The sequence below is a fragment of the Bradyrhizobium sp. F1.4.3 genome (assembly GCF_040548375.1).
Classification (GTDB): domain Bacteria; phylum Pseudomonadota; class Alphaproteobacteria; order Rhizobiales; family Xanthobacteraceae; genus Bradyrhizobium.
The window spans coordinates 401614-424602 of record NZ_JBEPRN010000003.1; the positions used below are offsets into that span (position 1 = coordinate 401614).

Annotated in this window: 26 protein-coding genes and 1 tRNA gene; 13 read left to right on the plus strand and 14 right to left on the minus strand. The window is 63.1% G+C overall.

Features of this window, described 5'->3' with window-relative positions; translation table 11 throughout:
* Window positions 1-29: 29 nt before the first annotated feature.
* From ABIB73_RS13920 to ABIB73_RS13945, 6 genes are all read right to left on the minus strand, one after another.
* A complete protein-coding gene (locus ABIB73_RS13920; RefSeq protein WP_027525082.1) occupies window positions 30-368 on the minus strand; it encodes a P-II family nitrogen regulator in 339 nt (112 codons plus the stop codon).
* 436 nt (window positions 369-804) lie between these two features.
* Entirely contained in the window at window positions 805-1407 is a 603-nt protein-coding gene (locus ABIB73_RS13925; RefSeq protein ID WP_354224978.1) for an ATP-dependent Clp protease proteolytic subunit, read from the minus strand.
* Between the two features lie 41 nt (window positions 1408-1448).
* Window positions 1449-1823, minus strand: coding sequence for an SRPBCC family protein (locus ABIB73_RS13930; protein ID WP_354224903.1), 375 nt, complete (start codon window positions 1821-1823; stop codon window positions 1449-1451).
* A 28-nt stretch (window positions 1824-1851) separates the two neighbouring features.
* Entirely contained in the window at window positions 1852-2166 is a 315-nt protein-coding gene (locus ABIB73_RS13935) for an ArsR/SmtB family transcription factor (RefSeq protein ID WP_354224904.1), read from the minus strand.
* 85 nt (window positions 2167-2251) lie between these two features.
* A complete protein-coding gene (locus ABIB73_RS13940; protein ID WP_354224905.1) occupies window positions 2252-3553 on the minus strand; it encodes an ammonium transporter in 1302 nt (433 codons plus the stop codon).
* Between the two features lie 134 nt (window positions 3554-3687).
* Window positions 3688-4026 carry a P-II family nitrogen regulator gene (locus ABIB73_RS13945; RefSeq protein WP_027535359.1) on the minus strand — a complete coding sequence of 113 codons (339 nt, stop codon included), beginning with the start codon at window positions 4024-4026 and terminating at the stop codon, window positions 3688-3690.
* 235 nt (window positions 4027-4261) lie between these two features.
* Here ABIB73_RS13945 and ABIB73_RS13950 point away from each other — a divergent pair, with 235 nt between their 5' ends.
* The gene (locus ABIB73_RS13950; RefSeq protein ID WP_354224906.1) at window positions 4262-5143 is read left to right on the plus strand and encodes a DUF4339 domain-containing protein; all 882 of its coding nucleotides are present in this window, start codon (window positions 4262-4264) and stop codon (window positions 5141-5143) included.
* 4 nt (window positions 5144-5147) lie between these two features.
* On the opposite strand, the gene tesB is transcribed toward ABIB73_RS13950, so the two are convergent.
* Window positions 5148-6008 (minus strand): acyl-CoA thioesterase II, encoded by an 861-nt coding sequence (tesB, locus tag ABIB73_RS13955; RefSeq protein ID WP_354224907.1) that lies wholly within the window; start codon window positions 6006-6008, stop codon window positions 5148-5150.
* 174 nt (window positions 6009-6182) lie between these two features.
* Between tesB and ABIB73_RS13960 the strand changes: the two genes are divergently transcribed.
* Window positions 6183-7403 carry a ubiquinone biosynthesis hydroxylase gene (locus ABIB73_RS13960; RefSeq protein WP_354224908.1) on the plus strand — a complete coding sequence of 407 codons (1221 nt, stop codon included), beginning with the start codon at window positions 6183-6185 and terminating at the stop codon, window positions 7401-7403.
* Between the two features lie 67 nt (window positions 7404-7470).
* Here ABIB73_RS13960 and ABIB73_RS13965 read toward each other — a convergent pair whose 3' ends face one another.
* Window positions 7471-7668, minus strand: coding sequence for a Trm112 family protein (locus ABIB73_RS13965; protein ID WP_092232493.1), 198 nt, complete (start codon window positions 7666-7668; stop codon window positions 7471-7473).
* Window positions 7669-7729: 61 nt separating this feature from the next.
* Window positions 7730-8260, minus strand: coding sequence for a TetR/AcrR family transcriptional regulator (locus tag ABIB73_RS13970; RefSeq protein ID WP_354224909.1), 531 nt, complete (start codon window positions 8258-8260; stop codon window positions 7730-7732).
* A 106-nt stretch (window positions 8261-8366) separates the two neighbouring features.
* Between ABIB73_RS13970 and ABIB73_RS13975 the strand changes: the two genes are divergently transcribed.
* The 7 genes from ABIB73_RS13975 to ABIB73_RS14005 all read left to right on the plus strand — a co-directional run bounded on the left by ABIB73_RS13975 (window position 8367) and on the right by ABIB73_RS14005 (window position 14651).
* Window positions 8367-8717: a hypothetical protein gene (locus tag ABIB73_RS13975; RefSeq protein ID WP_354224910.1), complete on the plus strand. Its 351-nt coding sequence runs from the start codon at window positions 8367-8369 to the stop codon at window positions 8715-8717.
* 41 nt (window positions 8718-8758) lie between these two features.
* The gene (locus tag ABIB73_RS13980; RefSeq protein ID WP_354224911.1) at window positions 8759-9562 is read left to right on the plus strand and encodes a crotonase/enoyl-CoA hydratase family protein; all 804 of its coding nucleotides are present in this window, start codon (window positions 8759-8761) and stop codon (window positions 9560-9562) included.
* The gene (locus ABIB73_RS13985) at window positions 9559-9996 is read left to right on the plus strand and encodes a PaaI family thioesterase (RefSeq protein WP_354224912.1); all 438 of its coding nucleotides are present in this window, start codon (window positions 9559-9561) and stop codon (window positions 9994-9996) included. Before ABIB73_RS13980 ends, ABIB73_RS13985 begins: the two co-directional genes overlap by 4 nt.
* A 3-nt stretch (window positions 9997-9999) precedes the next feature.
* A complete protein-coding gene (locus tag ABIB73_RS13990; protein WP_354224913.1) occupies window positions 10000-10812 on the plus strand; it encodes an SDR family oxidoreductase in 813 nt (270 codons plus the stop codon).
* A 223-nt stretch (window positions 10813-11035) separates the two neighbouring features.
* Window positions 11036-11314 carry a PepSY domain-containing protein gene (locus ABIB73_RS13995; RefSeq protein WP_354224914.1) on the plus strand — a complete coding sequence of 93 codons (279 nt, stop codon included), beginning with the start codon at window positions 11036-11038 and terminating at the stop codon, window positions 11312-11314.
* Between the two features lie 22 nt (window positions 11315-11336).
* Window positions 11337-11921 carry a cytochrome b/b6 domain-containing protein gene (locus ABIB73_RS14000; protein WP_502918429.1) on the plus strand — a complete coding sequence of 195 codons (585 nt, stop codon included), beginning with the start codon at window positions 11337-11339 and terminating at the stop codon, window positions 11919-11921.
* Between the two features lie 228 nt (window positions 11922-12149).
* Window positions 12150-14651, plus strand: coding sequence for an EAL domain-containing protein (locus ABIB73_RS14005; RefSeq protein ID WP_354224915.1), 2502 nt, complete (start codon window positions 12150-12152; stop codon window positions 14649-14651).
* Between the two features lie 26 nt (window positions 14652-14677).
* Here the strand turns inward: ABIB73_RS14005 and ABIB73_RS14010 are convergent, their stop codons facing one another.
* The gene (locus ABIB73_RS14010; protein ID WP_354224916.1) at window positions 14678-15355 is read right to left on the minus strand and encodes an LON peptidase substrate-binding domain-containing protein; all 678 of its coding nucleotides are present in this window, start codon (window positions 15353-15355) and stop codon (window positions 14678-14680) included.
* Window positions 15356-15466: 111 nt separating this feature from the next.
* Window positions 15467-16390 (minus strand): thioredoxin, encoded by a 924-nt coding sequence (gene trxA, locus ABIB73_RS14015; protein WP_354224917.1) that lies wholly within the window; start codon window positions 16388-16390, stop codon window positions 15467-15469.
* Window positions 16391-16664: 274 nt separating this feature from the next.
* On the opposite strand from trxA, the gene ABIB73_RS14020 reads away from it, so the two are divergent.
* The 4 genes from ABIB73_RS14020 to ABIB73_RS14035 all read left to right on the plus strand — a co-directional run bounded on the left by ABIB73_RS14020 (window position 16665) and on the right by ABIB73_RS14035 (window position 20296).
* A tRNA-Gly gene (locus ABIB73_RS14020) sits at window positions 16665-16739 on the plus strand.
* 76 nt (window positions 16740-16815) lie between these two features.
* A complete protein-coding gene (locus ABIB73_RS14025) occupies window positions 16816-17802 on the plus strand; it encodes an NAD-dependent epimerase/dehydratase family protein (RefSeq protein WP_354224980.1) in 987 nt (328 codons plus the stop codon).
* Window positions 17803-18183: 381 nt separating this feature from the next.
* Window positions 18184-19467 carry a PQQ-dependent sugar dehydrogenase gene (locus ABIB73_RS14030; RefSeq protein ID WP_354224918.1) on the plus strand — a complete coding sequence of 428 codons (1284 nt, stop codon included), beginning with the start codon at window positions 18184-18186 and terminating at the stop codon, window positions 19465-19467.
* Window positions 19468-19708: 241 nt separating this feature from the next.
* Complete coding sequence (locus tag ABIB73_RS14035; RefSeq protein ID WP_354224919.1) at window positions 19709-20296, plus strand: c-type cytochrome; 588 nt, start codon at window positions 19709-19711, stop codon at window positions 20294-20296.
* A gap of 195 nt (window positions 20297-20491) precedes the next feature.
* On the opposite strand, the gene panE is transcribed toward ABIB73_RS14035, so the two are convergent.
* From panE to ABIB73_RS14050, 3 genes are all read right to left on the minus strand, one after another.
* Window positions 20492-21415 (minus strand): 2-dehydropantoate 2-reductase, encoded by a 924-nt coding sequence (gene panE / locus ABIB73_RS14040; protein ID WP_354224920.1) that lies wholly within the window; start codon window positions 21413-21415, stop codon window positions 20492-20494.
* A 112-nt stretch (window positions 21416-21527) separates the two neighbouring features.
* Window positions 21528-22136 carry a 2-hydroxychromene-2-carboxylate isomerase gene (locus tag ABIB73_RS14045; protein ID WP_354224921.1) on the minus strand — a complete coding sequence of 203 codons (609 nt, stop codon included), beginning with the start codon at window positions 22134-22136 and terminating at the stop codon, window positions 21528-21530.
* A 145-nt stretch (window positions 22137-22281) separates the two neighbouring features.
* On the minus strand, window positions 22282-22863 hold the full coding sequence (locus ABIB73_RS14050; protein ID WP_502918430.1) for a DUF2239 family protein: 582 nt from the start codon (window positions 22861-22863) through the stop codon (window positions 22282-22284).
* Between the last annotated feature and the right edge of the window lie 126 nt (window positions 22864-22989).

Genomic DNA, 22989 nt, shown 5'->3' on the forward strand with positions numbered 1-22989 from the left:
TCCTGATTGAATTTTGGTTGAGCGCGAAATCAAAGGGCCGCGGCGTCGGCCTCGCCGGTGCGGATGCGAACCGCATGGTCGAGGCTGATGACGAAGATCTTGCCGTCGCCGATCTGTCCGGTTTTCGCGGCGGACGTGATGGCGTCGATGGTCTTGTCGACCTGGTCGGAGGCGACAGCGACCTCGATCTTGATCTTGGGCAGGAAGCTCACGGCATATTCGGCGCCGCGGTAGATTTCCGTATGGCCTTTCTGACGGCCATATCCCTTGACTTCCGTCACCGTGAGACCGTGAACGCCAATGGCGGTCAGGGCGTCACGGACTTCTTCCAGCTTGAATGGCTTGATAATCGCCATAACAATTTTCATGGGTCCTATCCCCGCTTGGGCCCGGTCCGGACGTGGCCGGGCGTTTCTCGACTGGTTCGCCACGAGGGAGAAGTTCACTACGCGGGCACAGCCACGCCCCCTAGAATCAAATGCCGTGCCAGATCGGGCGCGTTGCCTAACGGACTATGAACACGGAGGTTTTCGCGTTTGGCGGGTATTGCGCTGCAGTGCGCTATTACGTCGCGCTCAAAGCGTGACCATGCCTGATCAAAACGTAGGCACGACAAGGGGCCGACACAATGTTGCTCATGTGTCGGGCAGCCGAATGGTATCTAATTACAGAAGAGGGCTTCGCCGTGCTGCGAAATATGGAGTCCCTCAAACTTGTGCTCATGGGATGCGCGCAACAGACCGGCCGACTTGGGCGGGACGAAGCTTGCCGGACGGTATCCGGCTGAAGATCCGTGTCGGACCATCAGGCGGTGCTGCGCTCAGAAAAAACCCGATCGATCAATCCCCATTCGACCCCTTGCTGCGCAGTCATGAAGTGGTCGCGGTCCAGGGTCCGTTCCACCTCCTGCTCGGGGCGTCCGCAATGTTGCGCATAGAGCCGGATGATGCGCCGCTTGGTTTCCTGCATTTCGGTGGCATGGATCAGGATGTCGGACGCCTGGCCTTGAAAGCCGCCGAGTGGCTGATGCACGTGAAGGCTTGCATTGGGCAGGGCGGCGCGGTGCCCGGGTTCGCCGGCCATCAGCAGGAACGAGCCCATGGAGCGCGCGGTGCCCATGCACAGCGTATGGACCGGCGCCTTGATGAACTGCATGGTGTCGTACATCGCGAGACCACTGGTGACCACGCCGCCATAGGAATTGATGTAAAGATTGATCGGCCTGTTCGGATTCTCCGCCTCCAGGAACAGCAGCTGCGCGCAGACCAGTCCGGACATCGCATCATTGACCTCGCCGTTGAGGAAGATGATGCGCTCGCGCAGGAGCCGCGAGTAGATGTCGAAGGATCGTTCGCCGCGGGCGGATTGTTCGACGACCATAGGGACGAGCTGAAGCATGTCGCGCATCGGCGACCTCCATTTCTGCAGGTGATGAAGTCTCTTTGTTGTTAGGCCGCCGCGCGCATCAGGCAGCAATTGGTGTTGGCCGCCTGCGGCAGCTTCGCTCGATCGTCGCAGGCTTGCTGGATGATGCGAAAGCGGGTGCCGCCGACTGCGTTCGGTTCGATCCGGAAGATGACGTGGCTTTCACGAAACGGCGGTTCGGAATCGCGAAGCCGGTACCGCACCTCTTCACCCGCGATCGATGATTCCGGTTCGGCGCCCGCAAGGTCGCAATCCGGCAGCCAGCGCTCGCGCAGGGCCGGAATCATCACGGCGCGCCAGACCTTTCCCGGCGGAGCATCGAGGTCATATTCGAGCACCAAGTCTCTTTCGAGCACCAGGGCTGCGTCGGGGCGATCAGGCTTCACTGCGTCGCTCATTGATCCAGGTCCTTATTGGTCCAAGTCCTTATTGGTCCATGTCCTTCAAGAGATCGGCGAGCGCTTCCATGCGCTTCGGCCAATAGGCGCGGTAGCGCGCAAGCCATGCTCCGATGGCGACGATCCCGTCCGGGTCGACTTCGTAGTTCACAAAGCGGCCCTGCCGCTGTTCACGCACGAGGCCTGCCGAGCGCAGCACCGCGAGATGCTGCGACATCGCCGGTTGGCTGATCTCCAATCCGTTGCGCAAAGCGCTGGCATTCAGGCTTCCGCCAGCGAGCTTCTCAAAGACCTTTCGGCGCGTCGGGTCAGCCAGCGCCTTGAAGATGTTGGCTTCGATCATGGCAATACATAAGCATGGGCTTATGTATTGCGCAAGCCCCGAGTGATCTCCGGCGGTTCTGTGCTCCGAACAGCCGCCGGGAAGCTTACTGCAACGCTTCGCCGTGCTGCGAAATGTCGAGTCCCTCGAGTTCGTGCTCACGGGAGACGCGCAAGGGGATGAACAGGCCGACCAGCTTGAGCAGGACGAAGCTCACGCCCGCCGACCAGACGAAGGTGACGGCGACCCCGTAGAGCTGGATCAGCAGCTGCTGCGGATGGCCCTCGATCAGGCCGGCCGTGCCGCCGATCGCGCTGGTCGCGAACACGCCTGCGAGCAAGGTGCCGGTCAGGCCGCCGATGCCGTGGACGCCGAACACGTCGAGCGAATCGTCATAGTCGAAGCGGTGCTTCAGCCAGGTGCAGGCCCAGTAGCAGACCAGGCCCGCGATCACCCCGATGACGATGCCGTGCCACGGCGCGACGAAGCCCGAGGCCGGCGTGATGGTGCCGAGGCCTGCCACCGCGCCCGAGATCATGCCGAGCACGGAAGGCTTGCGCCGCGTCGACCATTCGATCGCCCCCCAGGTCAGCGCGCCGGAACAGGCCGCGAGATGGGTCGCGATGATCGCCATCACCGCGCGCGAATTGGCCGCCCCCGCCGAGCCGCCATTGAAGCCGAACCAGCCGACCCACAACAGGCCCGTGCCCATGACGGCGAGCGAGAGATCGAACGGCGAAAGATTTTCAGTGCCGTAACCGTGACGGCGTCCCATCACCTTTGCCGCGACCAGGCCGCCGGTGCCGGCCGACAGATGCACGACGAGACCGCCGGCGAAATCCAGCACGCCCATGCTGGCGAGGAAGCCGCCGCCCCACACCCAATGCGCCAGCGGAATGTAGACGAAGATGAACCAGGCGACCGAGAACAGCAGATAGGCGGAGAACCGCATCCGGTCGGCAACCGAGCCCGCGACCAGCGCCACCGTGATGATCGCAAAGGTCATCTGGTACAGCATGAACAGCGATTCCGGGATCGTCTTCGCTGCCGGGTTGACGCTGTCCATGGTCATGCCGGCGAGGAACCAGCGGTCGAGCGTGCCGAGCCACGGGCCATCGCCAACGAAGCACAGCGAATAGCCGAATGCGACCCAGAGGATGGAGATCATCGTCACCGCGGCAAGGCTCTGCGCCATGGTCGCGAGCACGTTCTTCTTCCGCACCATGCCGGAATAGAACAGCGCCAGCCCCGGGATCGTCATCATCAGCACCAGCGCGGTGGCGACGATCATCCAGGCGGTGTCGGCGGTGTTGATCTCGGTCGTCGCGGCTTGCGCCGGCGCGGCCATGATCAACACACATCCGATCGGCGCAGCCATAGCAGCTGCGCGGCGCAAAAACCCCGCCATGTCATTTCCCCCAGCATAGAAATTGCGTCGCACGCGATGGCGTCGTTGCCCGGCGCGATCGAAGAAGATCAACAGAGCGTTTTCGAGCGAAGTGGATACCGGTTTGCGTAAAGAAAACGCGTCAAAACTAAAATCTAGAGCGCGTCGCTGTCGGTTTCGCCGGTCCGGATGCGCAGCGCGTGATCGATCGGCGTGACGAAGATCTTGCCGTCGCCGATCTGTCCCGTCCGCGCAGATGCCGTGATCACGCCGACGGCCTTGTCGGCGATGTCGGAGGCGACCGCGATCTCGATCCGCAGCTTCGGCAGGAAATTCACGACGTATTCGGCGCCACGATAAATCTCGGTGTGGCCCTTCTGACGGCCGTAGCCCTTCACCTCGGTCACGGTCATGCCGTGGACACCGATCGCCGTCAGCGCCTGGCGGACCTCATCGAGCTTGAAGGGTTTGATGATCGCGACGACGAGTTTCATGGTCAGGCCTATTCCCCGGGATGCGCCGCGCCGTATATCCCCGGCGCCGCGTCAATCTGGCATCTTTCCGGGCAAATGGCATAAAAAAGTTGCAGATTGAAGCGGAAAAACGCGTGGGGCCACAACCCGCCGCCTCTGTACAGGGCAGCCGTTGATACTTCACAATGCATTTTTGGCATGGATGCGGTGAACCCGCGCCTGCCGAGCGGTACATAAGTATTTTGAGGGGTGCTTCATGGCGAGTTGGTTCTACGCATCCGAGGGCAAGCAGCAGGGGCCCTATCCAGAGGGGCAATTCCGCGATCTGATAGCCCAAGGTGTCGTCCGTCCCGATACGCTGGTTTGGTCCGAGGGCATGGCGGGCTGGCAGAAGGCCGCCGAAATCCCCGGCCTGATCGGCGGTGGCGGAGCGCCACCGATGATGCCGGCCGGCGGCCCGCCCATGATGCGCGCTGGCGGCTATGGTGGCGCCGGCGGATCGCTGTCGATCGATTTCGGCATCCTGGAGTTCACCTGGCGCAGCATCGTGATGCTGATCGGCATGTGCTTCATCATTCCGGTTCCGTGGGTGTTCGTCTGGTACACGAAATGGATCGTGTCCTGCGTCAAGGTTCCGGAGCGGCCCAACCTCAGCTTCACCGGCAATGCGATGACGCTGGTGCCCTGGTATTTCGGCTTCATCGTTCTGGCGATCGCGATCGCCTTCACCGGTATCCAGTCGCTGAACAATTTGCTCTTCATCGCCCAGGTCGTGCTCTACTGGCTGCTGCTCAAATGGATGGTCGCGAACCTCGCCTCCAACGGGCAGTCGCTCGGCCTCAGCTTCACGGGTTCGGTGTGGGCCTATATCGGCTGGAATCTGCTGTTCGCGATCTCGATCATTACGATCGTCGGCTGGGCCTGGGTCGCCGCAGCCCAGATCCGCTGGATGTGCCGCAACATCGAGGGTACGCGACGGGAGATCGTCTTCAACGGCAGCGGCCTCGGGATTCTCTGGCGCGGAATCGTGGCTGCAATCCTGTCTGGCTTCATCATCCCGATCCCGTGGGTGTATCGCTGGATCATGAACTGGTTCGCGTCGCAGACCGAGCTCGTGCCGAGAGGCGCTGCGTTCTAGGCCGCTACCTCCGCTCGCGCACGGAGCCTTCCTGCGCGACGGAGGCGACCAGCGTACCGTCCGGCTTGAAGATCAGGCCGCGGGTCAAGCCGCGGCCGCCTTGCGCACTCGGCGAATCCTGCGCGTAGAGCAGCCATTCGTCGGCGCGGAACGGGCGGTGAAACCACATCGCGTGGTCGAGGCTTGCCGGCATCATCCGCTTGTCGAACAGCGTGCGGCCGTAGCGCGCCATGATCGCGTCGAGCAGCGAGAAGTCCGACGCGTAGGCGAGCGCGCACATGTGCAGCGCCGGATCATCCGGCAGCGTCGCCGCCGTCTTGATCCAGACGTGGATCCGGCCGTCCTCGATCTTCTGGCCGAAATAGCGGCCGAGCTCGACCGGGCGCAGCTCGATCGGTCGGTCGGATTCGTAATAGCGGCGGATGAACTCTGGCATCTCGCGGAACATCGGCTGCTTCGCCACCTCCTCCGCCGTGAGTTTTTCCGGCGGCGGCACGTCGGGCATCTTCTCCTGATGGTCGAAGGCGCTTTCTTCCTCGGCGTGGAACGACACCATGATCGAGAAGATCGCATTGCCGTGCTGGATCGCGGTGACGCGGCGGGTCGAATAGCTCTTGCCGTCGCGCAGCCGCTCGACCTGGTAGATGATTGGGATCTGCGGGTCGCCCGGCAGGATGAAATAACAGTGCAGCGAATGCGGCAGCCGGCCCTCGACCGTGCGGCAGGCCGCAACCATCGCCTGCCCGATCACCTGCCCGCCGAACACCCGCTGCCAGCTCGTCTTCGGGCTGTTGCCGCGGAACAAATTCACCTCGAGCTGCTCGAGGTCGAGGATCGAGATCAGGTCGATCAGGCTTTTGGACATGGATTGAACTTTCTTGCCGTCATTCCGGGGTCGATGCTCCGGACCGCGTCTCGCGCGCATCGCCCCGGAATGACACGTGCGCAGTTCTTAGGGCCGTTCCGCCCTTGTTTCACCGCACTGTTTCGCCCACCTCAAGTCTGCTAGCAAGACCAAGAGTTGGCCGGGAATTTCGATATGTCGGGACAGGGTAGCATTGTCATTGGCGGCGGCGCATTTGCGGGCCTGGCCCTGGCCCTGGCGCTGCGGCAAGGCCTCGGGCCCGAGATTCCCGTCATCGTCGCCGATCCGGCGCTCAGCATCCGGCCGAGCCGCGACCCGCGCGCGACCGCGATCGTGGCCGCCTGCCGCCGGCTGTTCGAGGCGCTCGGTGCCTGGGACGACGTCAAGGGCGAGGCGCAGCCGATCCTCGACATGGTGGTCACGGATTCCAAGCTCGAAGACGCCACACGTCCGGTATTCCTGAATTTTGCCGGCGATGTCGCACCCGGCGAATCCTTCGCGCATATGGTCGAGAACCGCCGGCTGATCGACGCGCTAATTGTCCGTGCCGAAGCGGCAGGGGTCGAGCTCCGCGCGACCACCGTGACGTCCTACGACGCGTCCGCCGATGGCATCGACGTCACGCTCGGCGATGGCGGCGTTGTCGCCGCGCGTCTCCTGATCGCGGCTGATGGTGCGAAGTCAAAGCTGCGCGAGCGCGCCGGCATCGCCACCCATGGCTGGGAATACGATCAATCCGGCATCGTCGTCACCGTCGGCCATGAGCGCGATCACGAAGGCCGCGCCGAGGAGCACTTCTTGCCGGCCGGCCCGTTCGCGATCCTGCCGCTCACGGGAAAACGCTCTTCGCTGGTGTGGACCGAGCGCCGTGCGGAAGCCGCGCGCATCGTTGGCCTGAACGAGGAAGAATTTCACAGCGAGCTCGAGCAGCGTTTCGGGCTCCATCTCGGCGAGGTCAAGGCGCTCGATAAGCCGCGCGCGTTTCCGCTGTCCTATTTCGTGGCGCGCTCCTTCATCGCCGAGCGCCTCGCGCTGGTCGGCGATTCCGCCCATGTCATTCATCCGATCGCGGGCCAGGGCCTCAACATGGGCCTGAAGGATGTCGCCGCACTGGCCGAAGTCGTCGTCGACGCCGCGCGGCTCGGCATGGATATCGGCGGCGTCGACGTGCTCGAGCGCTACCAGCGCTGGCGCCGCTTCGACACCATGGCGATGGGCGTTGCCACCAACTCGCTGAACTTCCTGTTCTCCAACCAGTCGACGCTGCTGCGCACCGTGCGCGACATTGGCCTCGGCATCGTCGACCGCGCCCCGCCACTGAAGAATCTTTTCATTCGCGAGGCTGCGGGGCTTACGGGAGAGGTGCCGAAGTTGCTGAAGGGCGAGGCGTTGTGAGGGCGAATGGTGAGTAGCGAATAGCGAGTGGATCCATTCGCTACTTGCCATTCCCTATTCGCCGGCCTCAATCGATCTTTCGCGCCTCTTCTGGCAGCATGATAGGGATGCCGTCGCGGATCGGATAGGCGAGTTTGGCGGAGCGCGAGATCAACTCCTGCTTGGCGGAATCGAACTCCAGCGGGCCCTTGGTCAGTGGACAGACCAGGATCTCCAGCAGTTTGGGATCGACGCTGTTTTCGGGGCGTTCGGTGGGCGCGTTCATCATGGTCTCCGGCGATCGGGTGCCTGTAGCACAGAAAGTTGCCGTCGCCCATCGCGCTCCGCTAGGCCGATACCATCCGCAGGAGCTCGTCGAGCAGCGGCTGGAACCGTGCCGCCGGACCCGGGGCGCCGGATAGCGCGAAGCCGAGAAACGTCCAGTACAGGATCTGCGCGCGAGCCTCTGCCGTCGCCGCGTTCATCCCGCGCCGCTCCAGCAGCGTCTCGATATAGTCGAGCCGGCGGCGGTCGATCGCGCGGACCGCGCCTTGCGCGGCCGGATCGAACGCAGCCCAGTTGCGCACCGCGCGCTCCAGATCGAGCCGCGCGCCAAAGGTCCTGCGCAGCAGCGCTTTCACCGGCTCATTGCGCTCGGCCTCGACGGCCGCGATGATCTGCTCGGCAGCGATCTCGCGCCAGCGCTTCAGCACGGCGCCATGGAACGCACCGAGATCGGCAAAATGCCAGTAAAAGCTGCCGCGCGAGACACCGATGGCCTTTGCCAGCGGATCGGCCTTCAGCGCGGTGAAACCGCTCTTGGCGAGCGCCTTGAGTCCCTCTTTGATCCAGTCGTCGGCAGAGAGCTGTTCGGTCATGTCGGGTTCCAGGATCCGGCCATACACTACTGTATTGACAAGCGGCAGGCCAGCGCCTATCAGACCATACATCACTGTATGGTCTGAACTCCCAGGGAGCCTTGCGATGCGTGATCTCCTGCTCCAGTGCGCCGGACTGGCGACCATCGCCGTGGCGCTGATCCACGGCATTCTCGGCGAGACCAAGGTGTTCGCGCGCGCCCGCATCGAGCCGGAACGGCTGCGCACCCTGATCCGTCTGGTCTGGCAGACCTCGACCATGGCCTGGATCGGCGGCGGCGTGCTCCTGTTCGCGGCGCCGTGGATGGCCTCGGAGCCGGCGCGCCACTGGATCGTCATCACCATGGCCTGCGTGTTCGGCTTCGCGGCGTTCGCCAATGCCTTTGCCACACGCGGCCGACACTTTGGCTGGATGGCGCTCAGCGCCGTCGTAGCCATGGCCGTTGCCGGCTACTGAGCGTTGAAACGAAAAGTCATGCGTTCCTGCGGAGTGGCGCAATGGAAAATCGTGTTCGCCTGACCATCGACGACGGTGTGGCCCACGTCCGGCTGAACCGTCCGGACAAGATGAATGCGCTCGACCCGGCGATGTTCGAGGCGATCATCGCGGCCGGCACTGAGCTTGGCGCACGCAAGGACGTCCGCGCTGTCGTTCTGTCCGGCGAAGGCCGCGCGTTTTGCGCCGGCCTCGACCTGGACCGGCTGCTCGCCACCGCAAACGGCGAACCGCTGATCCCGTCGATTGACCTTACTCAGCGAACCCACGGGATCGCTAACTATGCGCAGCATCTGGTTTGGCTCTGGCGCGAGCTGCCGGTGCCGGTGATCGCAGCCGTCCACGGCGTCGCCTTCGGCGGCGGCTTCCAGCTCGCGCTCGGTGCCGACCTCCGCTACGTCGCGCCGGCGACCCGGCTCGCTGTCATCGAGACCAAATGGGGTCTGGTGCCTGACATGGCAGGCACGCAACTGATGCGCCACCTCGCGCGTGAGGATGTCGTGCGTGAACTGACCTACACGGGCCGTGTGTTCTCAGCCCAGCAAGCTATTGCCTATGGCTTTGCGACAGGACTCGCCGACGATCCGCTGGCGGCCGCGCTGTCGACTGCGCGGGAGATCGCGAGCCGCAGCCCCGATGCGGTTCGTGCCGTCAAGCGGCTCCTTAATCTTTCCGCGACTTGTGCCGCAGCCTCCGGTCTTGCTGCCGAAACCGCCGAGCAAGCCGCGCTGCTCGGCGCGCCCAACCATGTGGAGGCTGTCAGAAGCAATCTCGAGAAACGTCCGCCGCAATGGAGTTGTGCATGAGCACGACAGATGGCTTCGATCTGCCCGCTCTCAAGGCAGTCAATTCGTCCGCCGCGTTCAACCGCATGGCAGAGTTCGAAGTCGTTGAGGCCGGCAATGGTGCTGCCACCATCCGCATGAGTTGGCGCGACGAATTCGCTCAATATTCCGGGCATCTCCATGCCGGACTGATCGCAGCGCTGCTCGACACCGCCTGTGGCTTTGCCGCGGCCACGCTTGTGGGCGCAGTCACGGCATCGCACTTTTCGATGAATTGTCTGAAGCCGGCCATCGGCAGCCACTTCGTCGCCACGGGAACGACGGTGCGCGCCGGTCGCAGGCAGGTGTTCGCCCGGGCCGAGCTTTTCGCTGCCGACGCGCGAGGCAAGCTGTCGCTCGTCGCAACCGGTGAGACCGTCCTCGTTCCCGCGAGCGAGCCGGCGCGTAAGGGCTGAAGCATGGCGCTGACACTCGTCACCGGAGGCACAGGTCATCTCGGCCGGGATATCGTCGATCGCCTGGTTCGCGACGGACATCGTGTCCGGGTTTTCGCGCGATCGCCGGGGGCCCGGCCGGACGTCGAATGGGCCGCGGGCGATCTCGCCACGGGCGCCGGGTTGCGGGAAGCCTTGCACGACGTCGACACGGTCATCAATGCGGCGACCTATTCGCCGATCGCGCGGCGGGGCGGCGTCCGGCCCGTGGACCTCTTCAGGTCGCCCTCCGCCGTAGACGTCGAGGGAACGGACCGGTTGCTGTCGCTCTGCCGGGAGGCGTCGGTACGGCACTTCCTGCACGTCTCGATCGTCGGTCTCGATGAGGCAACCTTGCCCTATGCACGGGTCAAGCTCGCCGGCGAACGGCTGGTTCGTGCTTCGGCACTGTCATGGTCCGTGGTTCGCGCGATGCCGTTTTACTATCTGCTCGACCGGCTGCTCTCGGGCCTGGCCTGGCTTCCGGTGTGGCCGGTGCCGACGGTGCTGTTCAACCCCGTCGATACGTCTGATGTTGCCGACCACGTGGTAAAATCTGCCTTCGACGGGATGCGTGGTGAGCGTGAAGAGATTGGCGGCCCCGAAGATCTCGATCTCGTCGACCTTGCCCGCCAGTATCAGGACGCCCGCGGACTGCATCGAAAAATCCTGCCGATCAACCTTTCAGACGCGAGGGCGCGGGGCATGGGTTTCGTCGTCAGCCACGGCGCGCGCGGGCAGCTCTCCTGGACGGATTGGCTGCAGCGCAACTATTCCGGCGCGCGAAGCGCGGCCTAGAGGCAACTCGCCAAGATAGCGGCCGCCTCCAACCCGTGAGGCGTAAGGCCGCAGCGGCCGCTCAAACGCGCGCTGCATGCGGAGAGCGCTGATCTTTTCACGACCGTTAGAATATCTCTAAAGCTGATTAGCCCCAGCGCCGAGTTGACTTGGCGATCTCCTTTGCTTCCTTCGGTCGCGCTTCGCGCAAACCATTGCGCGCACGACAGAGGAGGAGACGTTCGTGAAGGTCATTCGTGTTGTTGCCATTGCACTGACGGTCGGGATCGGCATGGGGTCGACGGCCATGGCCGACGGCTTCAAGAATTGCACCAAGCTCGACAAGGCGTCGTGGAAGCCGGCGAGCGATGCCGAAGCCAAGGCCAAGGCGGCCGGCTACGAGGTGCGGCGCTCCAAGGTCGAAGGCTCGTGCTATGAGGTCTATGGCGTCAAGGAAGGCAAGCTTTACGAGCTGTTCTACAGCCCTGAAGATCTCAGCCTGAAGCAGACGATCGCAAAGTAGGTTTTGAAGTGACCCTGGCCTGATGGAAAAAGCGGTGCCAGAAGCACGTGTGGCGTCCATAGCGGCCGATCGAACCGCTTCCCGGATGGTCGAGGTCTGGGACCTCCCGCTGCGCCTCTGGCACTGGACTCTCGCCGTCTGTGTTTTGATCGCGTGGTTCACGCCCAACGTCCATGACGGGCTTCACCGCGTCGTCGGCTATTCCGTGATCGGGCTTTTGGCGTTTCGCCTGATCTGGGGTTTTCTGGGAAGCCGCTACTCTCGCTTTCGGATGGTCGCGGTCAGGCTTCGCGCCGCGCCGCGCTATCTCCTGAATTTGCGCCGCGGCATCACCGGACGATACATCGGGCTCAATCCCGCCGGCACCTTGATGCTGGTGGCGGTGCTGCTGTCGCTGGCGGTCTCGGGGATCACAGGCGTGATGTCGGTGACCGTCACCTTCTTCGGTGTGTGGTGGGTCGAGGACACCCACCTCTACGCATCGGACGCCGTCATCGTGCTGGTCGTGCTGCACGTCGCGGGCGTGGTGCTGATGGGAGTTCTCCAGCGCGCGAACCTGATCCGCGCGATGATCACCGGACGCAAGCGCATCCGCAGTTACACTTAAGCGGGACTGCTGTGGTTCGAACCGATCGAGCCGCGGGCTCGCTCAACCGCGTGGTTTGATGGGAATTGCCTCCCCGACCCGGCCCGTACAATCTACTGCGCAAATAGCGTGGTTGCCGACGTAACGTTTACCTCCCGATAGGCATGCAAGCGGGCATAGCGGTAAAATTAACGCGGAGAAAGCCCGATCGGATCGATGTTCGAAGGCATTGACGAGGGAGCGCTTCCGATGTTCCGCGTTTTTACCTGTCTCACGGCAGAACATGATTGGCGGCTTGTCACGCTCGCGGGTCTGGTTTGCTTCGCTGCAAGCATTGTAGCCGTCAGCATCTTTCATCGCGCGATCGCGTCGCGAGCCTCGACGCGGCTGATCTGGATTGCGATCGCCGGCGCCGCCATCGGCTATGGAATCTGGGCAACGCATTTTGTCGCAATGCTCGCCTACGAGCCCGGCGTCTCAACTGGTTACGGCATCGTTCTGACAGCTCTTTCGCTCGCCGCGGCGATGATCCTGACGTCAGGTGGGTTTGGCGTCGCCGTCAACAACTCCGGCCGGTGGCGCGCGGCTGCCGGCGGCGGCATCATCGGCGCTGGTATTGCGAGCATGCACTATCTCGGCATGTGGGCCCTTGAAGTGCCTGGTCACGTGACCTGGTCGCCGGGGCTGGTGTTCGTCTCGATCACCCTCGGCATGGTTCTGGGCTACGCTGCACTCGCGGTCGCCCTGGGCCGCAAGGACAAGTGGGGGACCTTCGTCGCTGCGCTGCTGCTGACGCTTGCAATCGTGTCGCATCATTTCACGGCTATGGGGGCCGTGCAGATCGTTCCAGACCCGACGCTGAACAGCGATACCTTGTCGCTTTCTCCGGCCTTCCTCGCCGTGGCAATTGCGGGTGTGGCTCTGTCAGTGCTCGGGATGAGCTTCGTCGGCGTGCTGGCGGATCGCCGGCTTGCGACCAGAACCAGCAGGTTCGAGGAAATCATCAGTGAGCTTTCGCTCGCCAGGCAACAGGTGGAAGATTCGCAGAAGGAAATCCAGGACCAGAAAATCAGGCTGGATACGGCCATCAACAACATGGTCGAGGCCCTGTGCATGTTCGATGCAGAGAAGCGACTTGTCGTTTGCAACGAGCGTTATGCCCAGCTCTATCGGCTGCCGCCGGAACTGCTGAGAACGGGAACATCGCACACGGCCATCATCAGGCATCGTATTGTGAATGGCATCCTCAAGGGCGACCCCAGTGAAGGCGCTGCCGAGCAATTCATCTCGAAATTGGCCGCGTTGCCGTTCGATGCAGTCTCGAGCAGGATCGACGAGCTTGCGGATGGTCGTTTGATCTGCGTGACGCGACAGCCAATGGCCGGCGGCGGGTGGGTGGCCACGCATCTCGACGTCACCGAGCAACGCCGGTCCGAAGCCAAGATCACTCATATGGCGCAACACGATGCGCTGACCGATCTGCCAAATCGCGTGCTGCTCAGAGAGCGCATGGAGCATGCCATTGCAATTACGCGCAATGGCGGCCTTGATCTGGCCGTGCTCATGCTTGACCTCGATCGCTTCAAGGAAGTCAACGACACGCTTGGACATCCGGCAGGCGATTCCCTGCTGCGCGCCGTCGCTGCGCGTTTGCTCAAATGCACCACGGAAACCGCGTTGATCGCTCGGCTGGGCGGTGACGAGTTCGCGGTGATCGACTACGTGTCCAACCCAGCCGTGGAGGCCGCGACCCTCGCCGAGAACATCAGAAAGGCGCTTTGCGAACCCTTCGATCTCGGCGATCACCAGGTCACGGTGGGCACCAGCATCGGCATTGCCATCGCCCCGCGCGACGGCAACGATTCCGACGTGATCATGAAGAGCGCGGACCTTGCCCTCTACTCGGCCAAGAGTGGCGGACGTGGTGCATTCCGCTTCTTCGAGCCGGAACTCGACAAGCTCATGCATGCCCGACGCAACCTGGAGCGCGACATGCGGGATGCGCTTGCCGGCCGCCAATTCGAGCTCCACTACCAGCCATTCGTCAATGCCGCGACCGGCAAGACCAGCGGCTTCGAAGCCTTGCTACGCTGGCATCACCCGCAGCGAGGTCTGGTCATGCCCGGCGAATTCATCCCTCTTGCGGAGGAGACCGGCTTGATCGTGCCGTTGGGCGAATGGGTCTTGAGGGCCGCCTGTGCGGAAGCCGCCAAATGGCCCGCCCATCTCAGGATTGCGATCAACCTGTCTCCCGCTCAATTCAGGAGCAAGGAGCTCGTCCCGGTCGTTATCGGCGCGCTGGCAAGTTCGGGAGTTGCGCCGCACAGGCTCGAGCTCGAGGTTACCGAGACGGTGATCATGCATGACAGCGAGGCGGTGTTCGCAGTCCTCGGTCAACTGCGCGAGCTCGGTGTGCGAATCGCCCTGGACGATTTCGGCACCGGCTATTCATCGCTGAGCTTTCTGCAAAGATTCCCATTCGACAAGATCAAGATCGATCGCAGTTTCGTCAACGAACTGTCCAGCGAGAGGGCAGAGGCGCACCATCTCGCGCGAGCAGTGGTTCGTTTCGCAGTCAGCCTCGGCAAGACGACGACTGCCGAAGGCGTCGAAACGAAGGCGCAGCTGGACATCCTCCGTGAAGAGGGGTGCGTCGAAACGCAAGGCTACTATTTCAGCCGGCCGATGCCTGCATCCAGCATCACCAAAATGCTACGGCGAGGTGCCGGAGCAGCCGTCCGCGCTGCGTGAGCATTCAGGCCGTCACTGCCAGGCCGTCACTGTAACGGCGGATCGCCGCTGGTGCGCTTCTTGGCGAGATCCATCTCGGTCACCGCGATCAGTATCTCGGCACGGGTCTTGAGGTCCGGCGCCTCCAGCATGGCCTGCTTCTCGGCGGGACCATACGGCGACATCATCGCCAGCGCGTTGACGAGCGCTTCATTGGGCGCGGTCTCGACGCCTTCCCAGTCGACCTTGAGATTGTTGGCCTTCAAAAAATCCGCGAGCGCCACCAGCAGCGCCTCGCGATTGACCTCGTCCTCACCCACGCGGGCGGTGAAATCGTCGACGAAGGCGAAGAAGTCGACCTTGCACTGCCGGTAGGCGGTCAGCACCTCGAGCTCCTCGACCACCTTGAACCGCGTGACCCCGGTGAGCTCGAGGATGTAGCGGCCGTCGCCGGATTCGGCGAGCTGGGTGATGCGGCCGACGCAGCCGACGCGGAACAGCGACGGCTTGTCGGAATTTTTCGGCGTGTGCGCGATGTCCGGCTGGATCATGCCGATCAGGCGATGGCCGTCGCGCAAGGAATCGTCGACCATCTCAAGGTAGCGCGGCTCGAAGATGTTGAGCGGCATCTGGCCGCGCGGCAAGAGCAGCGCGCCCGGCAGCGGAAACACCGGAATGATTTCCGGAAGGTCGGCGGGCCCGCGATATTCGATGTTGATCGGCATCTGCCCGGTTCCCGCTGGACTCGCTAGAGCATGATCCGGACCCGGAGGGCCGCGTTAGCGCAAAGTGTGCGGCGGTTTTCCGGCAAGATCATGCTCAAACAATAACTACGCCTATGAAAACAGGATGATCGACAAGCGCTTGCGTCCCTCGACGGTTGCATCATCGGTGCCACCCCACGCTTCGAAGAACTGCACGAGCTGCTTGCGGGCGCCGTCATCGTTCCATTTGCGATCGCGCTTGATGATCGCGAGCAGCTGCTCGGTGGCGGCCGCCCGGTTGCCCTGCGCATTGAGCGCGATCGCAAGGTCGAATCGTGCCTGATGATCGAGCGGGTCTGCGGCGACCTTCTGTTCCAGCTCGGCGACCGGCCCGAGCGACTCCGCCTGTTCGGCGAGATCGATCGCGGTCTGCACCGCCTTCACCGCGGCGTCGTTGCGCTTGGATTCCGGCACCATGGCGAGCGTCTGCTTGGCCTGCTCCATCGCGCCGGAGGTCGCGTAGCATTTTGCGAGCCCCGCAAGCGCCGCGATGTTGGTCGAATCGTACTGAAGCACCTCGGCATAGATCTGCGCCGCGGCGGCGGCATCGCCCTCGGCGAGCACGGCCTCGGCCTCTTGCAGGATTTCGGCGACATTCGGCTCGCCCGGCGCCGTCACGCCCTTGGTCAGCTTTTCGATGAAGGCGTTGATCTGGCTCTCGGGCACCGCGCCCATGAAGCCGTCGGCCGGCTGGCCGTTGACGAAAGCGATCACGGCCGGAATCGACTGGATGCCCATCTGGCCCGGAATGGCCGGATGCTGGTCGATGTTCATCTTGACCAGCTTGACCTTGCCCTTGGCCGCCTTGACCGCCTTTTCCAGCACGGGGGTGAGCTGCTTGCAGGGGCCGCACCACTCCGCCCAGAAGTCGATCAGCACCGGCTGGCGCTTCGATTCCTCGATGACGTCCTTCACGAAGGTCTGGGTGGTGGTGTCCTTGATCAGATCGGCCGCAGCCGGGCCCGCCGCTCCGTTACCCTGGTCGATGATCGTCACGGGATCCCCTCGTCTGATATCTGGAATGGCGGGTCTTTAGCACGCCGCCAATTCATATGCTTCGCTGTCGGCTCCTAAAATTGGGCCGGGGCGGCCGATTTTCAATCCATGGGAACCGATTCGGTGGTTCAGAGGCATTTTGGATCGATTTTGCCAGGATTGGGCCCAAATGGGGTCCCGAAACCGAATCTATGCTGCCGGTAGCTGTTGCATTCGCCGCCCGCTTTTGGCATACGACAGCCGTTGCCGGCGCGTCATGCGACCGACACAGGATGCGGGTGTAGCTCAGTGGTAGAGCACGACCTTGCCAAGGTCGGGGTCGAGGGTTCGAGCCCCTTCGCCCGCTCCAATTTTTCCCAAAGCATCCAGCGAAATCGGCACATATCGTGGTTCGCCACGCCGCCGGCGGCTGTGTTGGGTCTGCAATGACAATTCTGGTGACAGGCAGCGCCGGCCACCTCGGGGAGGCCATTCTCCGCACGCTCCGGGGGCGCGGTTCACCTGTGCATGGGGTTGATCTGAAAACATCAGCCTGGACCGATGCCGTCGGCTCGATCATCGAGCCGGGCTTCGTCCGGGCGCAGATGGACGGCGTCACGGCCGTCATTCACACCGCGACCTTGCACAAGCCGCATGTGGCGACCCATTCCAGGCAAGACTTCATCGACACCAACGTCACCGGCACGTTAAACCTGCTCGAGGCGGCCGTGGCCGCCGGTGTGAAGAGCTTCGTCTTCACCAGTACCACCAGCGCCTTCGGCTCGCAGCTTAGGCCGGAGGCGGGACAGGCCGCGGTGTGGGTCACCGAGGACCTGCCGCCGGTGCCCAGGAACATCTACGGCACGACGAAGCTGATGGCGGAGAATCTGTGCGAGCTGTTCTTTCGCGAGCGCGGTCTACCCGTCGTCATCTTGCGCACCTCGCGGTTCTTTCCGGAGGACGATGACGACCCCGCGATGCGCGCGGCCTACGCGCCGGACAACGCGCAGGCCAACGAATTGCTCTATCGCCGGCTGGATATAGCGGACGCCGTGAGCGCCCATCTGCTCGCCGTCGAGCGCGGGCCGGAGATTGGTTTCGCCCGCTATATCGTCTCGGCTACAACCCCGTTCGAGCCGCGCCATCTCGCGACGCTGGCTCTTGATGCCGCGGACGTGGTGCAGACGCTCTACCCTGATTGCGAGCAGCTCTATGCGGATCGCGGCTGGCGTCTCTTCCCGCAGATCGACCGCGTCTACGTCAACGATCGGGCGCGGCGCGAACTGGGCTGGCGGCCCGAATTCGACTTCGCCCATGTGCTGAGCAGCCTGCGTGAGGGGCGCGACTTTCGCAGCGCCCTGGCCCGCGAGGTGGGATCGAAGGGCTATCACGACACGCTGTTTGACGATGGGCCGTACCCTGTCGCCAAATAGTCGCCGCTTTTGTCAATTCGCACGATGTTTCAGGTGTGTGGCCGGTGTCACTGCGCACCATCCGGTCTCGACTGTTCTACTGTGCATGGGGTTGTTTTCGCTGTTTTGTATTGGTCGCCCAATTTGCTGCCTGCAAATGAGGCGCGCGTCCTTATGATTCCGCGTTGCAGCGAGAGCGTTGTTGTTGCCGGCCTCGTGCCGAGAGAAAATCCGTCTCAATTTTGATTGAGCACAACCGCAGTGCACGTGACGCGCTTCTCACCGCTCGCAGATGTGCTAACCTTTTTGCGTCTGCCTCTCGACAGACTCCGAACTTCGCCTCTCGACTAGCCAAAACAAAATAATGTGCAGCCCTGACGGCTGCCTTAGGGGAGTGACGCGATGAAATTCCATCAATCCGTCTTTCAATCCGTCCTGGCGCTTGCAGCGGTTGCCCTTCTTGCAGGGACAAGCGTCGCCAGTGCGCAACAGCAGCAGGACAAGAACCGACAGCTGAAGAAATACGAATCCGGCACCAAGGAATTCTGGACCCATCCGCCGGATGACTGGTTCCTGGGCGACGAGACCGAGGCTCAGAAGGGCCTGGCGCCGCCCTCGGGGCCGCCGACCGGCGCTTCCGACGCCGAGCTCGCCAACATCGTCAAGAAGATCAAGCTGCCGGCGGGCTTCAAGATCGATGTCTATGCCTCGGGCGTGCTCGCCGCGCGGCAGATGGCCTGGGGTGACAAGGGCACGCTGTTCGTCGGCTCGTTCGGCCTCGGCAACGTCTATGCCATCACCGACAATGGCGGGAAGAAGGAGGTCAAGACCATCCTCAAGGGCCTCAACATGCCCACCGGTCTCGCCTTCAAGGACGGCGCGCTCTACGTCATCGCCGTCGACAAGCTGATCCGTTACGACAACGCGGAAGCCAATCTGGACAAGCTCGGCGAGGGCAAGGTCGTCTATGACGACATGCCGTCCTATGCCGCGCATGGCTGGAAGTACATTGCGGTCGACAAGGACGGCTGGTTCTACATTCCGTTCGGACCTCCCTTCAACGTCGGCATTCCCCCGACCAGCGTCTCGCAGATCCGGCGCGTCGATCCCAAGACCGGCAACGCCGAAACCTATGCGCTTGGTGTTCGCAACTCGGTCGGCGGCGATGTCGATCCGCGTACCGGCAAATACTGGTTCACGGAGAATGCGCGTGACTGGGTCAGCGACGACCTGCCGAGCGACAAGCTGAACATGATCTCCAAGCTCGGCGAGCATTTCGGCTATCCCTACTGCCACCAGGGCGACCTGCCCGATCCGAAGTTCGCGATGGGCCACAAATGCTCCGAGTTCACGCCGCCCGTGCTGAACCTCGGCGCCCACGTCGCTCCGCTCGGCATGAAGTTCTACACCGGCGACCAGTTCCCCGCCGACTACAAGAACAATATCCTGATCGCCGAGCACGGTTCCTGGAATCGTCACAAGTACCAGGGCGGCCGCATCATGCGCGTGATCGTCGGTCCCGACGGCAAGAACGCCAAGCAGGAGGTGTTCGCCTCCGGTTGGATCGAGGGTGACCAGGGCTATCTCGGTCGTCCCGACGACATCATCCTCGCCAAGGACGGATCGATCCTCGTCGCCGACGACTGGGCCGGCGCGATCTATCGCATCAGCTACAGCAAGAAGTAGCACACGACGACATGGAGGCTGCGGTGGCCCGCGCGGCGGCCGCAGCCTCTCTCATTTCAAATTCACACGCCGTCGTTCTGGATTGCGCGCCGATTGCGCGCAAGTCCGGAACCCATAGCCACGAACGGGGGTTATGGAGTCTCAGATGCGCAATTGCGCATCGTAGCTCGCGCGGCCGCCCGCCTCCATTGCGCAATTGCGCAATGTGGACTGACGCAATCGACAGATCGGAATTCCCACCATGCGCCGGCAGTTCGCGTTCCTCGCATTCACGGCTCTTGCACTCTCGCTCGCCACACCCTTGGCCCAGGCCGATGTCGCCGCCGGCAAGGCCAGGGCCGAAATCTGCGCCGGCTGCCACGGCGACAACGGCATCTCGCAGACCGAGAACATCCCCTCGATTGCCGGCCAGCCGGACCAGTACACCCAGTGGCAGCTCGTGTTCTTCCGCGCCGGCTCGCGCAAGAACGAGCAAATGCAGCCGATCGTCGAAGAGATCAATAACGAGGACATCCGCAATCTCGGCGCCTACTTCGCCTCGCTGACGCCGCCGAAGGGTCCGGAGGACAAGGACCCTGATCTGTCGAAGAAAGGCGCCCAGGCCGCCGCCGGCCGCCGCTGCGCCTCATGCCACACGGATACTTACGCCGGCACCAAGGCCGTGGCGCGCCTTGCTGGCCAGCGCGAGGAATATCTGGTGAAGGCGCTGCACGACTACAAAACCAGCCAGCGGGTCGGCGGTGGCGGCGCCGCCATGGCCGACGTCGCCTATTCGCTCAGCGAGGAAGAGATCACCGCGCTCGCGCATTATCTGGCGCATTTGCAGTAGCGGTAGGCAATCACCAGACTCCGCCGTCGTCCCGGACAAGCGCGCCTCAAGCGCGCGCAGATCCGCGACCCATAATCACACGGAGTGGTTTGGCGAAGGCTGGTGGTTATCAGCGCGCGCGACGACTCTGCCCTGTGGTTATGGGTCCCGGGCCCGCGCAACGCGCGCCCCATGACGACGAGTGGGCGCGAGGCCCTACCCCGCCCTTTGCTTCTCATACGCCTTCAAATGCGTATAGGCGATGCGCAGCTTCGGCACCGGCACCTTCGCCGCATCACCGCGCGCGATGAGGTCGCCGATCACATGATCGGCCTCGACCGGAAGACCCGCCTTGATGTCGCGGAACATTGACGCTGTCATCGGCGAGCCCTCGGTCGTCAAATTGCCCTTCACCCGCTCGAAGAACGGGCCGCCCGGCGTGTAGCCTGACGCGGTCGCGATCGCGCTGGTTTCATCGAGCATGCCGAGCAGGAAATCCCTGCCGCCGGGAGCAGCGAGGATATTGCCGACGGAGGTGCGCATCAGGCTGGTGGAAGCCGCGAGCGAAGACAGGAACACCCACTTCTCCCACATGTCCTGCATAATGTTCTGGCTGGCGGTGGCGCCATTGATGCCGCTCTTGAAGGCCTCATCGATTGCCTTGACGCGATCCGACAGCTTGCCGTCGCGCTCGCCGTAACTGATCGACTGCATCGGCTGCAGCTGCACCACCTCGCGCTTCTCGTTCAGCGTTGCCGCGATGGCGCAGAGGCCGCCGAGCACGCGCTCCTTGCCGAACTTGGTATCTAACGTATCGAGATGCTTCATGCCGTTGAGCATCGGAATGATCGCGGTGTTCGGCCCGACCGCCTCCGCAAACGACTTGATGGCGTCGTCGAGGTCGAACGCCTTGCAGCTCAGCAGCACGACGTCGAACTTGTCCTTGATCTTGTCCGCCTCGACCCGCGGCGGATCCTTCAGCGTCACGTCGCCATTCGGGCTCTTGATCACCAAGCCGGCGCTGGCAAGCTCGCTGGCGCGCCGCGGCCGGACCAGGAAGGTGACGTCGCGGCCGGCTTGCAGCAGCCTGCCACCAAAATAGCCGCCGATGGCGCCGGCGCCGACCACGAGGATACGCATAGGATCTTCCTTGTTGTTGCTCTTGGCGGTTTATCTATAGTCGTCATTGCGAGCGAAGCGAAGCAATCCAGAATGTTACCGCGATCACATTCTGTCGTTGGAGAGTAAGGGGCTACTTTCCCGACACCATCTCCTCGACCTCGCGCAATTGCTCCTTGCCGAAGAACATCTCGTTGCCGACGAAGAAGGTCGGCGAGCCGAACGCGCCGCGCGCGACCGCCTCTTCGGTGTTCTTGATCAGTTTTGCTTTCACCTCGGGCTCCTGGGCGCGGGTGAACAGCTTTTGGGCATCGAGGCCGGAGGATGCGAGCGCCTTCGCGGCGACCTCGGGATCGTCCATCTTCTTCGGCTCGCGCCACATGTGGTGGAACGCGGCCTCGACATATTTCTCGAACACGCCTTCGGCCTGCGCCGCGATCGCGGTGCGCATCAGGTTCAGCGTGTTGACCGGGAAAAACGGATTCATGACGTAGGGCGGGACCTGGAAGCGCTTGATGAAGCGCTCGGTCTCGACCGCCTGGAATTCGCGCTTGTTCTTGACGCCGGCGAGCGTCTCGGCCGGCGACTTGTTGTTGGTCGATTTGAAGATGCCGCCGAGCAGGATCGGCACATATTCGAACTTGACGCCGATCCGCTGCTCGATCGCCGGGATCGCCAGATGGCTGAGATAGGCGTTCGGGCTGCCGAAATCGAACAGGAACTGCGGAGCTGTGCGGGTCAAAATTGTCCTCCCTGACGTCGCTTTTTGGTATTGTGGCGCAGGGCGCGCCACAGGTCCACCGTTTAATGATGGTCATAATACTGTGAGCGCGCGAACCCATTGAGCGCGAGCTTGCTCGCAGTTTTCACGGATGAACGCCTCGAACTTAAGCGCGGTCGCTGCAGGCGAGCTTGACGATGTGGTCGCGGATGTCGGCGGGCCAGTCGGCGATCAATCCGGTGAAGCGGCGCCGGTCATCTGCGAACAGTGCGCGGGAGGCTTCCTCGAATTGCGGCAAGTTGCCTGCCATCGTCGACATGAAATGATAGGCCGCATCGCGCGCCTGCCGCTCGCGGTCCTTGTCGCCACTCGCGCGCCGCGCCTCGTCGACGAGCTTTCGCAGCGCCACCGAGGCGCCGCCGGGCTGGGCACTGAGCCATTCCCAGTGGCGCGGCAGCAGCGTCACCTCGCGCGCGACCACGCCGAGCTTCGGCCGGCCGCGGCCGCGCGGTTCGTTCGGTGGCGCCGTTTCCTCGCTCGGAGGCTGGGCAAGCTTCGCCAGCCGGGCCAGCACCTCTTCATCCCTGCCGCGCAGGTCGAAGTCGATTGAGCGCCCCGTCCCGTTGTCAAAGATGATGATCGGCTCGTCCGGCCGCGGCGCTGTCCGCTTGACGGTCAGCGCCACCTCGCCGGCCGGGCCGGAGGCCAGCCGACGCTGGCCGATGAAGGCGGTAAACATTGCTTGCATTGGAATCATTGCCATATTGGTGATGTGGGGACTTAATATCCGGGTAAATTGGCGACGTCAATATACCCGGATATAAATATCCGTCCGGATGGCTCGACATTGCCGTTCCGGGCTGGCACGAACGGC

Excerpts from the sequence above, each read along its gene's own strand:
- ABIB73_RS14035 (WP_354224919.1), top strand. The coding sequence starts at position 19,709 with ATGCGCCGGCAGTTCGCGTTCCTCGCATTCACGGCTCTTGCACTCTCG.
- ABIB73_RS13925 (WP_354224978.1), bottom strand. The coding sequence starts at position 1,407 with ATGCGCGACATGCTTCAGCTCGTCCCTATGGTCGTCGAACAATCCGCC.
- ABIB73_RS13990 (WP_354224913.1), top strand. The coding sequence starts at position 10,000 with ATGGCGCTGACACTCGTCACCGGAGGCACAGGTCATCTCGGCCGGGAT.
- ABIB73_RS14050 (WP_502918430.1), bottom strand. The coding sequence starts at position 22,863 with ATGCAAGCAATGTTTACCGCCTTCATCGGCCAGCGTCGGCTGGCCTCC.
- ABIB73_RS14030 (WP_354224918.1), top strand. The coding sequence starts at position 18,184 with ATGAAATTCCATCAATCCGTCTTTCAATCCGTCCTGGCGCTTGCAGCG.
- ABIB73_RS13945 (WP_027535359.1), bottom strand. The coding sequence starts at position 4,026 with ATGAAACTCGTCGTCGCGATCATCAAACCCTTCAAGCTCGATGAGGTC.
- ABIB73_RS14005 (WP_354224915.1), top strand. The coding sequence starts at position 12,150 with ATGTTCCGCGTTTTTACCTGTCTCACGGCAGAACATGATTGGCGGCTT.
- ABIB73_RS14000 (WP_502918429.1), top strand. The coding sequence starts at position 11,337 with ATGGAAAAAGCGGTGCCAGAAGCACGTGTGGCGTCCATAGCGGCCGAT.
- ABIB73_RS13980 (WP_354224911.1), top strand. The coding sequence starts at position 8,759 with ATGGAAAATCGTGTTCGCCTGACCATCGACGACGGTGTGGCCCACGTC.
- panE (WP_354224920.1), bottom strand. The coding sequence starts at position 21,415 with ATGCGTATCCTCGTGGTCGGCGCCGGCGCCATCGGCGGCTATTTTGGT.
- ABIB73_RS14025 (WP_354224980.1), top strand. The coding sequence starts at position 16,816 with ATGACAATTCTGGTGACAGGCAGCGCCGGCCACCTCGGGGAGGCCATT.
- ABIB73_RS13940 (WP_354224905.1), bottom strand. The coding sequence starts at position 3,553 with ATGGCGGGGTTTTTGCGCCGCGCAGCTGCTATGGCTGCGCCGATCGGA.
- ABIB73_RS13920 (WP_027525082.1), bottom strand. The coding sequence starts at position 368 with ATGAAAATTGTTATGGCGATTATCAAGCCATTCAAGCTGGAAGAAGTC.
- ABIB73_RS13960 (WP_354224908.1), top strand. The coding sequence starts at position 6,183 with ATGTCGGGACAGGGTAGCATTGTCATTGGCGGCGGCGCATTTGCGGGC.
- ABIB73_RS13935 (WP_354224904.1), bottom strand. The coding sequence starts at position 2,166 with ATGATCGAAGCCAACATCTTCAAGGCGCTGGCTGACCCGACGCGCCGA.
- ABIB73_RS13965 (WP_092232493.1), bottom strand. The coding sequence starts at position 7,668 with ATGAACGCGCCCACCGAACGCCCCGAAAACAGCGTCGATCCCAAACTG.
- ABIB73_RS13930 (WP_354224903.1), bottom strand. The coding sequence starts at position 1,823 with ATGAGCGACGCAGTGAAGCCTGATCGCCCCGACGCAGCCCTGGTGCTC.
- ABIB73_RS13975 (WP_354224910.1), top strand. The coding sequence starts at position 8,367 with ATGCGTGATCTCCTGCTCCAGTGCGCCGGACTGGCGACCATCGCCGTG.
- ABIB73_RS13985 (WP_354224912.1), top strand. The coding sequence starts at position 9,559 with ATGAGCACGACAGATGGCTTCGATCTGCCCGCTCTCAAGGCAGTCAAT.
- ABIB73_RS13970 (WP_354224909.1), bottom strand. The coding sequence starts at position 8,260 with ATGACCGAACAGCTCTCTGCCGACGACTGGATCAAAGAGGGACTCAAG.
- ABIB73_RS13950 (WP_354224906.1), top strand. The coding sequence starts at position 4,262 with ATGGCGAGTTGGTTCTACGCATCCGAGGGCAAGCAGCAGGGGCCCTAT.
- ABIB73_RS14010 (WP_354224916.1), bottom strand. The coding sequence starts at position 15,355 with ATGCCGATCAACATCGAATATCGCGGGCCCGCCGACCTTCCGGAAATC.
- tesB (WP_354224907.1), bottom strand. The coding sequence starts at position 6,008 with ATGTCCAAAAGCCTGATCGACCTGATCTCGATCCTCGACCTCGAGCAG.